The 14449-nt window shown below is 68.9% G+C and carries 13 protein-coding genes and 1 pseudogene; 1 reads left to right on the plus strand and 13 read right to left on the minus strand.

All coding sequences use genetic code 11. From position 1 onward, the window contains the following. Position 1: 1 nt before the first annotated feature. The 3 genes and pseudogenes from bpln_RS38435 to bpln_RS17100 all read right to left on the minus strand — a co-directional run bounded on the left by bpln_RS38435 (position 2) and on the right by bpln_RS17100 (position 1513). Positions 2-290: pseudogene (locus bpln_RS38435) on the minus strand (glyoxalase superfamily protein). Positions 291-404: 114 nt separating this feature from the next. Beyond that, entirely contained in the window at positions 405-932 is a 528-nt protein-coding gene (locus bpln_RS17095) for a chromate transporter (RefSeq protein ID WP_055139355.1), read from the minus strand. Further along, entirely contained in the window at positions 929-1513 is a 585-nt protein-coding gene (locus bpln_RS17100) for a chromate transporter (protein WP_055139356.1), read from the minus strand. Before bpln_RS17100 ends, bpln_RS17095 begins: the two co-directional genes overlap by 4 nt. A 102-nt stretch (positions 1514-1615) precedes the next feature. Here bpln_RS17100 and bpln_RS17105 point away from each other — a divergent pair, with 102 nt between their 5' ends. After that, positions 1616-2494 carry a transcriptional regulator GcvA gene (locus tag bpln_RS17105; protein ID WP_042626211.1) on the plus strand — a complete coding sequence of 293 codons (879 nt, stop codon included), beginning with the start codon at positions 1616-1618 and terminating at the stop codon, positions 2492-2494. 49 nt (positions 2495-2543) lie between these two features. On the opposite strand, the gene bpln_RS17110 is transcribed toward bpln_RS17105, so the two are convergent. The 10 genes from bpln_RS17110 to flgE form a co-directional block, all read right to left on the minus strand. After that, complete coding sequence (locus bpln_RS17110) at positions 2544-3848, minus strand: solute carrier family 23 protein (RefSeq protein ID WP_055139357.1); 1305 nt, start codon at positions 3846-3848, stop codon at positions 2544-2546. A 457-nt stretch (positions 3849-4305) separates the two neighbouring features. Beyond that, positions 4306-5535 (minus strand): flagellar hook-associated protein FlgL, encoded by a 1230-nt coding sequence (gene flgL / locus bpln_RS17115; protein ID WP_055139358.1) that lies wholly within the window; start codon positions 5533-5535, stop codon positions 4306-4308. A 17-nt stretch (positions 5536-5552) separates the two neighbouring features. Beyond that, entirely contained in the window at positions 5553-7538 is a 1986-nt protein-coding gene (flgK, locus tag bpln_RS17120; protein ID WP_042626214.1) for a flagellar hook-associated protein FlgK, read from the minus strand. Between the two features lie 125 nt (positions 7539-7663). After that, positions 7664-8416 carry a flagellar brake protein gene (locus tag bpln_RS17125; protein WP_042626215.1) on the minus strand — a complete coding sequence of 251 codons (753 nt, stop codon included), beginning with the start codon at positions 8414-8416 and terminating at the stop codon, positions 7664-7666. A 279-nt stretch (positions 8417-8695) separates the two neighbouring features. Further along, on the minus strand, positions 8696-9688 hold the full coding sequence (flgJ, locus tag bpln_RS17130) for a flagellar assembly peptidoglycan hydrolase FlgJ (protein ID WP_055139359.1): 993 nt from the start codon (positions 9686-9688) through the stop codon (positions 8696-8698). After that, positions 9688-10866: a flagellar basal body P-ring protein FlgI gene (locus bpln_RS17135; protein WP_080937303.1), complete on the minus strand. Its 1179-nt coding sequence runs from the start codon at positions 10864-10866 to the stop codon at positions 9688-9690. Before bpln_RS17135 ends, flgJ begins: the two co-directional genes overlap by 1 nt. A 5-nt stretch (positions 10867-10871) precedes the next feature. Then, positions 10872-11546 carry a flagellar basal body L-ring protein FlgH gene (gene flgH / locus bpln_RS17140; RefSeq protein ID WP_055139360.1) on the minus strand — a complete coding sequence of 225 codons (675 nt, stop codon included), beginning with the start codon at positions 11544-11546 and terminating at the stop codon, positions 10872-10874. A gap of 24 nt (positions 11547-11570) precedes the next feature. Further along, entirely contained in the window at positions 11571-12359 is a 789-nt protein-coding gene (flgG, locus tag bpln_RS17145) for a flagellar basal-body rod protein FlgG (protein WP_042626219.1), read from the minus strand. A gap of 31 nt (positions 12360-12390) precedes the next feature. Then, positions 12391-13143, minus strand: coding sequence for a flagellar basal body rod protein FlgF (locus bpln_RS17150; protein ID WP_055139361.1), 753 nt, complete (start codon positions 13141-13143; stop codon positions 12391-12393). 31 nt (positions 13144-13174) lie between these two features. Continuing rightward, a complete protein-coding gene (gene flgE, locus bpln_RS17155; RefSeq protein ID WP_042626221.1) occupies positions 13175-14419 on the minus strand; it encodes a flagellar hook protein FlgE in 1245 nt (414 codons plus the stop codon). Between the last annotated feature and the right edge of the window lie 30 nt (positions 14420-14449).

Genomic DNA, 14449 nt, shown 5'->3' on the forward strand with positions numbered 1-14449 from the left:
TTCAACCTAGCCCCTGACCTGCCTGTTTTCTTCGGACCGTCTCGATGTCGGGGCGCGCATAGGCGTCGCGCCGCGTCAGCAGTTCGTCGCGCCGCGCCTCGATGCCGTCCACCGGGATGAACACGGTCGAGCCCGGCGTCGCGTCGCCATTGCACGGCCACGTAGCGCGGCAGGCCCGGCTCGAAGCGGTGCTCCCGGAGCAGCGTGAAGCCGGCGAAGTCGAGGTGGAACTCCCTGGCCTTGGCCTCGGAGAAGATCCGCAGGACGGGAATCGGCGCATGCAGGGTCATGATGGCCTGGGGGTGATGGGCGAAGGCAGTGGGCGCGGATCGCGCGAAGCATCGCGCCCGCGCGCCACCGGATGCCACGTCAAACGGCCCGCCCCGCCCACCGCCCGCGCCGCGCTACAGCCACGCGCTGGCGAGCCCGACCAGCGCGCCGCCGGCCAACAGCCAGAGCGGATGCAGCCGCGTGCGCCAGGCCAGCGCCGCGCAGGCGGCGGTGATGCCCCACTGCAGCGCCGAGCGATTCGAGGCCTGCGAGATCAGCAGCGCGCTCGCGGCCACCAGGCCTGCCGTGACCGGCATCATGCCCTGCTGCACGTAGCGGCGCCACGGCCGGTCGCGAAAGCGCTCCCAGCCGTGCAGCACGATCATCGTGATCGCCGAGGACGGCCCGAACTTCGCGAGCGACGCCACCAGCAGCCCGGCCCAGCCGGCCACGTGCCAGCCCACCAGCGAGACGATCATCATGTTCGGCCCCGGCGCGGCCTGGGCGAGCGCGAACAGCGCCGTGAACTCGGTGGCGGGCATCCAGTGGTGGACCTCCACCACCTGCCGCTGCATCTCGGGCAGGATCGTGTTGCCGCCGCCGAACGCGAGCAGCGACAGCTGCGAGAAGATCGCGGCGAGCGCGACGAGCGTGTCGTTCATCGCCGGTCTCCGGCGGGCAGCATGCGCCCGCGCGAGGCGAGCCAGATGCTGATCGGCGTGAGCACCAGCATGGTGGTGAGGAGCGGCAGCCGCACCAGCGCGATCGCGACGAACGCGAGCAGCGCCACCACGGCGGCGGCCGGCACCTGCCGCAGCGGCCGCGCGACCTTCACCGCCATCGCGATCAGGAGACCGGCGGCGGCCGCGGCGAGCCCGCCGAACAGGTGCTGCACGCGCGGGTCGCCCTGCGTCTTGGCGTAGATCACGCCGAGCCCGACCACCACCAGCGTGGGCCCCGCGATCAGCCCGAGCAGCCCGGCGATCGCGCCCGGCACGCCGCGAAAGCGCATCCCCACGGCCACCGACAGGTTGATCACGTTGCCGCCCGGCAGGAACTGGCAGAGGCCGAGCAGATCGGTGAACTCGTCGGGCGTGAGCCAGCGGCGCTCTTCCACCACGGCGCGGCGCACGAACGGCAGCGCGCCGCCGAACGACACGAGCCCGAGCCCGAGAAAGCCGAGAAACAGCTCGCCGATGCCGACCGCGCGGCGCGCCTCGCCGTTCGTGAGGGGGGATGACATGGGAATCCTTGGGTGGGGTGTGCGATGCGCCGAGACTACGCCGGTTCCAGGCGCCGGCAAAACGATTTCTCGGCGCGCACTTTGTGATCTAAACTCACAAGCATGACCCGCCTCCTGCCTCCGTTTCCGGCGCTGCGCGCCTTCGAAGCCGCCGCTCGCCATGAAAGTTTCAGCGCCGCCGGCGACGAGCTGCATGTGACCCACGGTGCGATCAGTCGCCAGGTGGCCGCGCTCGAGGCCTGGCTCGGCCGGCCGGTGTTCCATCGCCACGGCAAGCGCGTGCGGCTGACCGAGGACGGGCGGCGCTACCTGGCCTCGGTGTCCGACGCGTTCGAGCGGATCGCCGCCGCCACCGCCCGCATGCGCGACACCGCGCCCGAGCAGGTGCTGCGCATCAACGCGCTGTCGACGATCGCGATGAAGTGGCTGCTGCCGCGGCTGTCGCGGTTCCAGCGCGACATGCCCAACGTCGAGCTGAAGCTGTCCACCTCGAGCGCGCCGCTCGACCAGCTCGACGGCCAGTTCGACGTGGCGATCCGCAGCGGCCCGGGCCACTGGCCGAACCGCGCCACCGGCCACTTCCTCGACGAAACGCTGCTGCCGGTCTGCAGCCCGGCGCTGCTCGAGCGCATGCCGATCGCGCAGGCCGACGATCTCTCGCGCCACGTGCTGCTGCACTCCGACACGCGGCCCACCGCCTGGGGCGACTGGTTCGCGGCGGCCGGCACGCCGCTGCGCGCGCGCAAGAAGCAGTCGTTCGATCATTTCTATCTGGCGCTGCAGGCGGCCGTGGACGGGCTCGGCGTGGCGCTCGGCCCGCTGCCGCTGATCGACGACGAACTCGCGGGCGGCCGGCTCGTGCTGCCGCTCGACGGCCCGCGCATCGCCTCGCGCAGCTACTGGTGGATCGCCGCGCGCGAGGCCTCGCCGCTCGTCGTGCAGTTCTGCGCGTGGCTCGACGCGCAGGCGCGGCGCGGCTGAGCGGCCGGCTCGCAGTGCTGGCGCAAGGCGCCGGATCGAAGCGCGGCCGTCAGACCACCGGCCCCGGCTCCTTCTCCCTGCCCAGCAGCGCGTAGAGCAGGATCGCGCCGAACGTGGCGGTGCCGATCCCGCCGAGCGCGAAGCCGCCGAGCTTCAGCGAGAAGTCGCCGGCGCCGAGCACCAGCGTGACGGCGGCCACGATCAGGTTGCGGTTGTCGGAGAAATCGACGCGGTTGACCACCCAGATCCGCGCGCCCGTCACCGCGATCAGCCCGAACACGACGATCGACACGCCGCCCAGCACCGGCCCCGGAATCGTGCGAATCAGCGCGCCGAACTTCGGCGAGAAGCCGAGCCCGATCGCGATCAGGGCGGCCAAGGCGAACACCAGCGTCGAGTAGATGCGCGTGACGGCCATCACGCCGATGTTCTCGGCGTAGGTGGTCACGCCGGTGCCGCCGGCGCTGCCCGAGACGATGGTGGCGAGCGCGTCGCCGATGAACGCGCGGCCCACGTAGCGGTCGAGGTTGTGGCCCGTCATCGCGCTCACCGCCTTGATGTGGCCGAGGTTCTCGGCCACCAGGATCACCGCCACCGGCGCGAGCAGCAGCATCGCGTGCGGCTCGAACACCGGCGCCGTGAAGCTCGGGATGCCGAACCAGTGCGCGTTGGCCACGATCGAGAAGTCGATCGGCCGGCCGAGGCCGAGCCCGTTGGTGGCGATCGCGTAGATCGCGTAGGCGATCAGCAGCCCCACCAGGATCAGCAGGCGCTGCACGGTGCCGCGCGCGAACACCGCCACGCCGCCCACGCAGAGCACCGTCACCAGCGCCATCACGCTGTCGAAGGTGCTGCCGCTCACGCCCTTCACGGCGATCGGCGCGAGGTTCAGGCCGATCACGGCGACGATCGCGCCGGTCACCACCGGCGGCATCAGCGCCTCGATCCAGCGCGTGCCGACCGCCGACACGATCGCCCCGATCACGGCGTACACCACGCCGCAGGCGATGATGCCGCCGAGCGCGACCGGGATGTTCGGGTTCGCGCCGCTGCCGCCGTAGCCCGTCACGGCCACCACCAGCCCGATGAACGCGAAGCTCGAGCCGAGATAGCTCGGCACGCGCCCGCCCACCAGCACGAAGAACAGCAGCGTGCCGATGCCCGACATGAAGATGCAGAGATTCGGATCGAAGCCCATCAGCAGCGGCGCGAGCACGGTGGAGCCGAACATCGCGACCACGTGCTGCACGCCCATCGCCACCATCTGCGGCCACGGCAGCCGTTCGTCGGGGGCGACCACGCTGGTGGCGCCGCGCGCGGCGAGGCGCCAGCGCGGGAAATGGGAATCGGCCATCGCGGGCTCTCCGGGTTGTCGTGGTGGGTGGCGAAACGGATGACGCAGCGGCGGCCCATGCCGGCGCGCCGGATGCGAATCAGGCGCGAGTGTACGAAGCCCTGACACGGCTGACAAGCCGGGGCGGCCCGCAAGCGGTGACGCGGATCAGGGCGGCCTGGCGTGGATCCGCGCGGGACGCCAGGCGCCGCCCGCGATGTGGCCGCGACGACGCGAGCCGGCCGGACGGGACGGAACACGACGGAACATGACGGAACGCGGCGAAACCAGGCGGGAACGGCGGAAAGGCGGAGCGGTGGGCGACCAGGGGGAAGGCAGGGCGAAGCGGAGGAACGCGGGAAAAGCGGGAAAAGCGGCGAGGCGGGTGATGAAGCGAAGAGCGGCGAAGCGAGGAAAGGAGAAGCAACGAATCCGGCGCGCCCGGGACGCCCGCCCCGGTCGCGCCGCGTCCGGCCCGTCAGTTCAAAAACTGGAACAGCGACAGGCCCTGCACCTTCGAGAACGCTTCCTGCGCCGCGGTCAGCGAATTCTGCACCTGCAGCAGCTGGGTGATCGCGGCCGGCATGTTGGCCTGCGTGATGTCGGTCAGGTTGCTGGTGATCTGCAGCGAGTTGGTGCTGGTGATGGTCTGCATCGACTGCACTTCCTGCTCGCGGCCGCCCACCGAGGCCTGCACCGTGGTGACGTTGGCCACCGCGTTCTGCATCTTGGTCAGCGCCGTGGTCAGCGCGTTGTTGAGCGTGGCGCTGGCCGCCGCGCCGCTGCCCACCGGCTGCTTGAGCGCCGCGATCGCCGCGTCGAGCGCGCCGATCATGTCGCCGCCGGCCTGGGTGGCCGGCGTCAGCGTGAAGGTATCGCCCGGCGCCGGGTTGCCCGAGACGATCATGCTCTGGCTGCCGATCTTGATCGCGCTGCCGGCCGTGTAGGTCTGCGCGGCGCCGACCGTGGGCGGCGTGGTCGAATTGTCGGTGACCGTGTAGGTCGGCGCGCTGGCGGTGCCGCCGAACGTGACCGTGAACGCGTGGTTGTTGGTCGGATCGCCCGGCGTGCCGCCCGTGATCACGCCGATCGTGCCGGTGCCCGTGTTGTTCGGGTTGCTGGCCGGCACCGCGAGGCTGCCGAGCGCCGGCACCGAAGTGAACACGCTGTTGCCGCTGTCGCCGATCGACACGCTGACCGAATCGGAGATCTGCACCGTGCGCTGGCCGGTGTCGCCCGAGTACGTAACGCCGCCGGACGGCGAGTTCGTGAACGGCTGGTTGCCGCTCTGCAGGCCCGCGAACAGGTAGTTGCCGGTGCCGTCGGTGGTATTGGCCAGTTGCAGCAGCGTGTCGCGCTGGCCCTGCAGCTGCGCGGCGAGCGCCGAGCGGTCGCTGTCCGACAGCGTGCCGTTGATGGCGCCCGTCAGCGACGGGATCACCGAGTTCAGCACGCTCGTCACGCTCGACAGCGTCTTGTCCTCGAGCTGCAGCGAGGACAGCGCCGACGACTGGTTCGACGAATACTGCGCGAGCGTGGCCGAGGTGGCCGACAGCTGCACCGCCTGGGCGGCGCCGAGCGGGTCGTCGGCGGCGGTGAGCAGCGTGTTGCCGCTCGCCACCTGTTGATAGAGTTCCGAGAGCTGTGACTCCTGGTTGTTCATCAGCTCGATGTTCTGCGTATAAAACTGCGAGGTCGCGATGCGCATGATGATCGACTCCGTCCTCAGTTGAAGATGCCGAGCAGCGTGCTGAACAGCGTCGAGGCGGTCTGGATCACCTTGGCGTTGGCCTGGTACATCTGCTGGTATTGCATCAGGTTCACGGCTTCCTCGTCCTGGTTCACGCCCGACACCGACTGTTGCTGCGACGTGATCTGGCTGACGAGCGCGGTCTGTGCCGTGCTCGCCGCGGCAAGCTGCGCGGCGGTGTTGCCGATGTTGTTCACGTAGGAACCGTAGGCGGTGGTCAGCGTGGTCGAGCCGCCGTCGAACGTCTTCGAGCTGACGAGGTTCGACATCGCCTGCGCGTTGCGGTTGTCGTTGCTGGCGCCGCCTGGTGCGATCTTGAACGTGTCGCCGTCGCCGGGCGTGCCGGAGATCTGCACCGACACGTTGTTCATCACGCCCGAGGGCGGCGGCTGCGTGGTGCTGGTGATGGTCAGCGACGCGCCGGCGCTCGAATCGTAGGGCACCTGGGTGGTGGTGCCGGTGATCGGGTAGCTGGTCGGCGGCGTGGTGTTGATGGTGACCGTGGTGCCGGCCGGAAAGCCCGACAGCGACTTCGAGGCCGCGTCGTAGGTCAGCGTGGTGGTGCTCGACGGCATCTGGTAGCCGGCCGTGACGGTGCCCTGCGAGATGGTGGCCGAACCGGTGTTGCCGGTGCCCCGCGTGGCGAGTACCGGCGCGGCGGCCGCGATCGTGTTGGCGGTGCCCACCGATGCGAAGCCGTCGAGCGCGTTGCGCGAGGGCTCGATCGTAAACGAGTCGCCTGGTTTCAGCTTGGTGGCGTCGTCGACCGACAGGTCGAGGCCGCCGATGGTGGCGGGCAGCGAGGTGGCGGTGCCGATCACGCTGCCCGAGTAACGGTCCTTCAGCGTGTAATTGGTGCCGTCGTAGGACAGCGTGTAGTCGCTCGTCGGCGGCTGCTGGCCGTTGGCGAAGCTCGCCGAGAGCGTGGCGTCGCCGGTGTTGTCGGTGTTGGCGATGCTCTGCGGCGCGGGCACCGTGAACAGGTTGCCGCCCACGTTGCCGTTCGCGTCGATGCCGAGCGCGTTCTGCGCGTTCACCTGCGAGGCGAAGCTGACCGCGATCGCGCCGAGCTGCGCCTGGGCCGGGTCGAGCGTCTGGCTGCGGAACTGCAGCAGGCCGCCGATCGTGCCGCCCGTGATGTTGCTGTCGGACAGCACCTGCACCTGGCCCGCCGCGCCCGAACCGGCCGCGGTGTTCCGCAGGCCGATGGTCAGCTCGCTCGGATCGGACGGCGACGGCACCGTCGACATCTCGTAGCTGGTGTTGCCCACCACCAGCGGCTGGCCGTTGGCCATCTGCACGTTGTAGTTGCCGTTGCTCTGCACCACCTGCACGCCGACGACGGTCTGCAGCGTCGCCACCGCCTGGTCGCGCTGGTCGAGCAGCTGGTTCGGCGGCTGGCCGCCCTGGCTCGCCACCGTGATCTGCTGGTTCAGCTGGGCGATCTGGGTGGTCAGCGAATTGACCTGCGTGACCGCGCTTTGCAGCTGCGTGTTCACGCTGGTGCGCAGCGAGTCGAACTCCGCGCCGGCCGAGGTCAGCTGGTTGGCCAGCGTCGCGGCATCGCTGATCGCGGTCTGCCGCGAGGCGGCGCTCGAGCTCACGTTCTGCAGCCCGCTGAAGAACGTCGAGATCGCCGAGGCGACGCCGCCCGTCGGGCTGCCGATGTAGTTGTTCAGCGTCGCGACCAGCTGCGAATAGGTGGACAGCGAGCTGCTCGCGGTCTTCGCGGTGTTGAGCTGGTCGGACAGGTACTGGCTGTACTGACGCTGCACCGTGACGGTGGAGACGCCGGTCGGCAGGAAGCCGTTCGTGGTGTACTGGCCGTCGGATTCGGCATACACCACGCGCTCGACCGAGTAACCGGGCGTGGCCTGGTTGCTGATGTTCTGGCCGGTCGTGTTGATGCCCCACTGCGCGGCGTTGATGCCGCTGAGACCGATGTTCAGAAGGTTGCTCATGCGATGCCGGCCGCGGACGGCCTCCGGGAAAGGGACACCCGGTTTAACGGCGGCGTCCGGTGGAAATTGAGGCCGCGCGCGTGAAAATTCGCGGCGGCCGACCGGCGCGCCAGACGCGTGCGCGACTACGCGCGCGCGAGCTGGCGGCGCTTCACTTCGAGCTGGGTGATCAGGCGTTGCAGCGTGTTTTCGGCGGACCCGGGCAGCGACACGAAGCGGAACCCGAGGTAGTAGCGGCGCGCGCCGCTCGGCGTCTCGATGCTGCGCTGCGAGACCAGTTCCAGGTCGAGCGCGAGCTTGCCGTGGCCGGCCAGGTTCAGTTCGACGTGCTCCAGCGTCTGGCCCGTTTCGAGCGCCGCGGCGCGCTCGTCGCCGGTGCGCAGCCCGATCCCGCCCAGCGAGAGATTGTCGATCTCGAACGTGAAGCTTTCGCCTTCGGGCAGCTTGCCGCGCGCGATATACGGTTCGAGCATCGGGGCATCGACGCGGAAATACTCGCGGCGCTGCACGAAATAGAGGACGTCGGGGAATTTGGCGAGGAACGCGGGGCGGCCCTCGTAATCCGTGGCAACGGGCGTCTCGATCGTGAACTCGACGCGCACGCCGTCGGGCAGCGCCTCGAAGATCCCGTAGGGGGCGGCCAGCAGGCTGGCGTTCTGCCCCTCCGCCGCGCCCCAGTCGAACACGAAGGTGCCGGCGCCGACATCGACCTCGAGCACGCGCGTCACGAGCTGTCCGCCCGAATAACGGACCGTCAGGAAATCGCCCCGGTTGACGAGATTGCGCAACTGCACGCCGATTTCGAGCGGGTTGCGACGGCCGTAATCGGGGAGCGAATCGTCATCCCCCGACGCTTCGGTCAGTGCTTCGTTATTCATGGCTTGCCGGTTAGGTCTGCTTGTCGCCCGGTTGCTCCGGGCTCTGATGGCCTGCCTGCGGGACGCGGGCCGCTGGTCTCTCGACGCCCGTCGCTGCGCCGAACGGCGCGCAGGTGCGTCAAGCGCAAAGTGTAGATCGAAATGATCCGAAGATCTTCAGCTAAACGAAAATTCGAAATGCCGGATACCTGGAAATAGGTAAAAAACAACGTCGCCTTACCCGTTGACCGGCCTCGCGCCGACATTTCCGTCCGCTCCCGCGCCGCCATTCCCGCCTCGTCAGACGATCTGGCGCAGGATCGAAATCAGCTTCTTCGCGTAGTGCGGGTCGGTGGCATAACCGGCGCGCTGCATGCCGTTGGCGAAGCTTTCCGGGGTGGTCGAGGCATTCACCACGCCCGCGTAGCGCGGGTTGCTCTTGAGCATGGTGGCGTAGTCGGTCATCGCGTGCTCGTAGGAATCGTAGGCACGGAACTGCGCTACCACGCGGCGCGGCTGGCCGCCGACGTACTCGGTCGTGACGGCCGACACGGTGCGCCCGGTCCAGTTCTTGGTCGCCTTGATGCCGAACACGTTGTAGCTGGAGCTGCCGTCGCGGCCGCGGATCTCGCGCTTGCCCCAGCCCGATTCGAGCGCCGCCTGGCCGACGATGAAGCGCGCCGGGATGCCGGTGGCCGCGCTGGCCGCCTGCGCCGCGCCCGCCACCTTGTCGACGAAGCCGTCCTGGGCGGCCGAGGTGCCGTTGCCCTTGACGGGCGGCGTCAGCGAGCTCGCGGCCGAGTAACCGGCCACGCCGCCGAGCCGGCCGTTGCCGCGCGAACTGGCGAGCGCCTGGGCCAGCGCGCCGGCCGCGGCGAGGCCGCCTTCGTTGCCGCCCGAGCCGCCGAGGGCGCCCAGCGCGCCGGCCGCGCCGCCAGCACCGGCCGCGCCGCCCGACGGGTTCATGTTGCGCATCAGCTGCTTCATCAGCGCGTCGGCCACGCCGATGCCGCGCGAGGCCATCTGCTGCGAGAGCTGCTGGTCGAGCATCGAGGTGTAGAGCTTCGAGGTGTTCGAATCGAACACGCCGTCCTGGGGCGTCGCGTCGCGCATGCTCTTGAGCATCATCTGCGAGAACATCGCGTCGAACTGCGTGGCGACCTGTTTCGCGCCCTTCTCGGGCGAGGCGTCGGCCTGCCGGCGCAGCTGGTCGAAGCCCTGCACATCGAGCGCGAAGCGCTGCGTGAGGTCGGTGCCGGCGGCGAGGTCGGTGGAATTCGGAAGATTGGCCATCAGATGATCTCCAGGTCGGCCCGCAGCGCGCCCGCGGCTTTCATCGCCTGCAGGATCGACATCAGGTCGGCCGGTGTGGCGCCGAGCGAGTTCAGCGCCTTGACGACGTCGGCGAGGTTCGCGCCGGCGTTGACGTAGCGCAGCGCGCCGTTGTCCTGCTTGAGCTGGATCTGCGACTGCTGCGCGACCACGGTCTGGCCGTTCGAGAACGGCCCGGGCTGCGAAACGACGGGCTGCGTGTTGACGACGACGGACAGGTTGCCGTGCGCGACCGCGCAGTTCTGCAGCGTCACCATCTGGTTCATCACGATCGAACCGGTGCGCGCGTTGAGGATCACCTTGGCCGCGGCGCGGTCCGGGTTCACCTCGAGGTTCTGCAGGCGTGCCATGAACGCGACCTGCTGGGCCGGATCGGCCGGCGCGGTCAGCTGGATGGTGCGGCCGTCCAGCGCGGTGGCGATGCCCGGCCCGAAGTTCGAATTCACGGCGGTGACGATGCGCTCGGCGGTGCCGTAGTCCATGTCGTTGAGCTGCAGCTGCAGCATGCCGTTCATCTGCGCGAGCGCGTTCGGCACCGAGCGCTCGATGATCGCGCCGGCGGCGATGCGCCCGGCCGCGAGCTGGTTGACCTGCACGCGGCTGCCGTTGGCGCTGGCGCCGGCGCCGCCCACCGCCATGTTGCCCTGCGCGAGCGCGTAGACCTGGCCGTCGGCGCCCTTCAGCGGCGTGAGCAGCAGCGTGCCGCCGCGCAGGCTCTTGGCGTTGCCGAGCGACGAGACGGTCACGTCGATCGCCTCGCCGGGACGCGCGAACGGCGGCAGCGTGGCGGTCACCATCACGGCCGCGACGTTCTTCAGCTGCAGGTTCGACAGCGAGGCGGTGCCGCCCGTCGAGGTGCCGTTGTTGATCGAGATGCCGAGGTTCGCGAGCATGTTCGCGAGCGTCTGGGTCGTAAACGGCGTCTGGGTGGTCTGGTCGCCGGTGCCGTCGAGGCCCACCACGAGGCCGTAGCCGATCAGCGGGTTGTCGCGCACGCCCTGGATCTGCGCGAGATCCTTGAGGCGTTCGGCGCGCGCGCTCGCGGCCGGCAGCGCGACGCCGAGCGCGAACGCCAGGCAGACGGCCAGCGCGGCGCGCAGGCCGCGCGGCAGGCGACGGAGGGAAAGGAATTCGGGCATGCGGCTCACCACGGCGCGACGTTGAGGAAGAAGCGCTGCAGCCAGCCCATCGTCTCGGCTTCGTTGATGTAGCCCTTCGCCGAGTATTCGATGCGCGCGTCGGCCACCTGCGTGGAATACACCGAGTTCGCGCCCGAGATCGAGTTCGGATTGACCACGCCCGAGAAGCGCACGAACTCGTTGCCCTGATTGATCAGCATCTGCTTCTCGCCGCTCACCACCAGGTTGCCGTTGGGCAGCACGTTGGTGACGGTCACCGTGATGGTGCCGGTGAACGTGTTGGCCGCGGTCGCGCCGCCGGTGGCGGTGAACTTGTTGTCGCCGCTGGCGCTCAGGTTCGCCTTCGCGAACAGGCCGCCGAGGAAGCCGGCGGTCGGCACCTTGAAGTCGGTCGAGGTGCCGCGGTTCGCGTTCGCGCCCGACGACTTGGTCGCGTTGACGTTCTCCGCGATCATGATCGTCAGGATGTCGCCGATGTTGCGCGGGCGCTGATCCTCGAACAGCGGCCGGCCCGCGTAGCCGGGGTTGTAGATCGAGCCGGGTGCCTGCATCGACGGCGGCACCGGCGGCACGGCCGTCATCGGCTGTTGCGTGATCGGCTGACGCGGCACCTGCGCGCAGCCGGCAAAGGCGGCCGCGGCGGCGAACGCTGCGAATCGGGAAAGGCGAACCTGCTTCATGATGACGTCGTGCCGGTCGGTCCGTTAGCTCTTCATCTGGTTGACGGTCTGCAGCATCTGGTCGGAGGTGGTCACGGCCTTGCTGTTGATCTCGTAGGCGCGCTGGGTCTGGATCATGTTGACCAGTTCCTGCACCACGTTCACGTTCGACGATTCGACGTAGCCCTGGTTCAGCGAGCCCGCGCCGTTCAGGCCCGGCGTCGTCACGTTCGGCGCGCCCGACGAGGTGGTTTCCGCGAACAGGTTCTGGCCGAGCGCGTCGAGCCCGTCCGGGTTGATGAAGGTCGCCAGCTGCATCGCGCCGATCTGCACCGAGTTGGTCGAACCCGGCTGGGTGATCGTCACCACGCCGTCGGTGCCGATCGTCAGCGACTGCGCGTTCTGCGGCACGGTGATGGCCGGCAGCACCTGGTAGCCCGCCGAGGTGACGAGCTGGCCCTGGTTGTTGGTCTGGAACGAGCCGTCGCGCGTGTAGGCGGTGGTGCCGTCCGGCATCAGCACCTGGAAGAAGCCCTGGCCGTTGATCGCGACGTCGCGCGAGTTGCCGGTCTGCTGCAGGTTGCCCTGCGTGTAGAGCCGCTCGGTGGCCACCTGCTGCACGCCGGTGCCGAGCTGCAGGCCCGAGGGCAGCTCGGTCTGCTGCGTCGAGTTCGCGCCCGGCTGGCGCACCGTCTGGTACAGCAGATCCTCGAACACCGCGCGCGAGCCCTTGAAGCCGTTGGTGCTCACGTTCGCGAGGTTGTTCGAGATCACGTCCATCTGCGCCTGCTGCGCATTCATGCCGGTCGCGGCGATGTAGAGGGATCGGTTCACTGGGGTTTCTCCTGCGGATTCGGTGATCCGCTCAGCTGAAGCTGAGGATCTGGTTTGCGCTCTGCTCGTTCTGGTCGGCCGATTCGATCAGCTTGGTATGCAGCTGAAAGGCGCGCGCGTTGTCGAGCATCGACACCATCGCGCTGACCGGATTCACGTTGCTGCCCTCGAGCGAATCGGGCGCGAGCTTGACGTTCGGGTCCACGTCGGCGGGATCGCCGTCGGCGGTGCGGAACAGGCCGTCGTCGCCGCGCTTCATGGTGGACGGGTCCGGATTGACGAGCTTCAGCTGGTCGACCAGCGCGATCGCCGAGGGCGGATCGCCCGCGGCGAGCACCGACACCGTGCCGTCGACGCCGATCGTCACCTGCCCGTTCGGCGGCACGGCGATCGGGCCGCCGGTGCCGACCACCGGCAGGTTCGAGCCGTTCACCAGCTGGCCGTTCTCGTCGACGTGCAGGTTGCCGGCGCGCGTGTAGGCCTCGCTGCCGTCGGGCGCGAGCACGGTGAGCCAGCCCTGCCCCTGCACCGCCACGTCGAGCGGGTTGCCGGTGCGCGAGATCGGGCCGGCCGAATAGTCGGCGCCCGGCGTCGAGCTCAGCACGAAGGTGCGGGTCGTGTCGGGGTTGCTGGCCTCGCCGAAATTCATCGGCACCGCACGGTAGGTCGCGAGCTGCGCGCGAAAACCGGTCGTCGACGTGTTCGCGAGGTTGTTCGCGATCACGGACTGCTGGTCGAGCGCCTGATCCGCGCCCGTCATTGCCGTATAGATCAGTCGGTCCATGGTCGTCCGTTCCGGTTTCGCGCGCCGCGCATTACAGGTTGAGCAGCGTCTGGTCGACGGTCTGCTGGGTCTTGATGGTCTGCGCGTTGGCCTGGTAGTTGCGCTGCGCGGTGATCAGGTTGACCAGCTCGCCCGTCAGGTCGACCGTCGAATCCTCGGTCGTGCTGCCCTTGATGGTGCCGTGGTTGGTGCTGCCCGGCACGCCGACCTGCGGCACGCCCGACGCGGCGGTCTGGATGTACTGGTTGCCGCCGATGCTGGTCAGGCCTTGCGGATCGTTGAAGTTCACCACGATCACCTGGCCGAGCTTCATGCTCTGGCCGTTCGAGTAGCTGCCGGTGATGGTGCCGTCGGCGGCCACCGAGTAGTTCTGCAGCGCGCCCGATGCGAAGCCGTCGGCGACCAGGTTCGACACGCCGCTCTTGGTCGCGCCGAACTGGGTCGAGCCGGTCAGGTCGATGGTGATCGCCTGCGGCGTCACCGCGCCGGTGGTGTTGGTCAGGCTGAACGTGAACTTGTCGGTGGTGGCGGTCGGGTTGCCGTCCGTGCCCACCGTGCCGATCAGCTTGCCCGAGCTGTCGAACTTGGCCGTGCCGAGGTCGGTCGGGGTGGTGTTGTCGGCGCCCGCGTACACTTCCCAGCTGCCGGTGGTGGTCGACTTCACGAAGTACAGGTTGACGGTCTGCGCGTTGCCGAGCGAGTCGAACGCCTGCACCGGCTGCTTGAGCGTGTAGGTGGACGAATCGCTGAAGTTGAACGGCGAGTTGGTCTGCGCCGTGTCGGTCGTGCTCAGGTTGAACTGGCCCGTGATCGACGCGGTCGCCTTCGGCGGGATGTTGCCCTGCGGCGCCGTCAGCGGCACGATCGCCGAGGTGTTGATGGTGCCGTCGGCGTTCACGCCGTAGCCCATCAGCTGGCCGCCGGCCGAGTTCGTGATGTTGCCTTTCGCGTCCGGGCTGAACTCGCCGTCACGCGTGTAGGTGGTCACGCCGTTCGAATTCACCTCGAAGAAACCGTTGCCCGAGATCGCCATGCTCAGCGGGTTCTGCGAGGTGGTGAAGCCGCCCTGCTGGAACACCTGCGCGACCGTCGCCAGCTGCGTGCCGATACCGATGCCGTTGGCGACCGCGCCCGACACCGAATTCGCGTACAAGTCCGAGAACTGCGCCGTGGCGGACTTGAAGCCGACCGTGTTCGCGTTCGCGATGTTGTTGCCGATCACGTCGAGATCGCTCGACGCACCCTGCAAACCGCTCAAACCCTGTTGATAACCCATGTTGGTCTCCGATGGCGCGAGGCCGGATCA

It is taken from the genome of Burkholderia plantarii (assembly GCF_001411805.1).
GTDB classification, from domain to species: domain Bacteria; phylum Pseudomonadota; class Gammaproteobacteria; order Burkholderiales; family Burkholderiaceae; genus Burkholderia; species Burkholderia plantarii.

Bases quoted from the DNA above. Each gene is read 5' to 3' on its own strand.
- bpln_RS17135 (WP_080937303.1), bottom strand. From the start codon at position 10,866: ATGCCCGAATTCCTTTCCCTCCGTCGCCTGCCGCGCGGCCTGCGCGCC.
- bpln_RS17100 (WP_055139356.1), bottom strand. From the start codon at position 1,513: ATGTCATCCCCCCTCACGAACGGCGAGGCGCGCCGCGCGGTCGGCATC.
- flgJ (WP_055139359.1), bottom strand. From the start codon at position 9,688: ATGGCCAATCTTCCGAATTCCACCGACCTCGCCGCCGGCACCGACCTC.
- flgK (WP_042626214.1), bottom strand. From the start codon at position 7,538: ATGAGCAACCTTCTGAACATCGGTCTCAGCGGCATCAACGCCGCGCAG.
- bpln_RS17150 (WP_055139361.1), bottom strand. From the start codon at position 13,143: ATGGACCGACTGATCTATACGGCAATGACGGGCGCGGATCAGGCGCTC.
- bpln_RS17095 (WP_055139355.1), bottom strand. From the start codon at position 932: ATGAACGACACGCTCGTCGCGCTCGCCGCGATCTTCTCGCAGCTGTCG.
- flgH (WP_055139360.1), bottom strand. From the start codon at position 11,546: ATGAAGCAGGTTCGCCTTTCCCGATTCGCAGCGTTCGCCGCCGCGGCC.
- bpln_RS17110 (WP_055139357.1), bottom strand. From the start codon at position 3,848: ATGGCCGATTCCCATTTCCCGCGCTGGCGCCTCGCCGCGCGCGGCGCC.
- bpln_RS17105 (WP_042626211.1), top strand. From the start codon at position 1,616: ATGACCCGCCTCCTGCCTCCGTTTCCGGCGCTGCGCGCCTTCGAAGCC.
- flgE (WP_042626221.1), bottom strand. From the start codon at position 14,419: ATGGGTTATCAACAGGGTTTGAGCGGTTTGCAGGGTGCGTCGAGCGAT.
- bpln_RS17125 (WP_042626215.1), bottom strand. From the start codon at position 8,416: ATGAATAACGAAGCACTGACCGAAGCGTCGGGGGATGACGATTCGCTC.
- flgL (WP_055139358.1), bottom strand. From the start codon at position 5,535: ATGCGCATCGCGACCTCGCAGTTTTATACGCAGAACATCGAGCTGATG.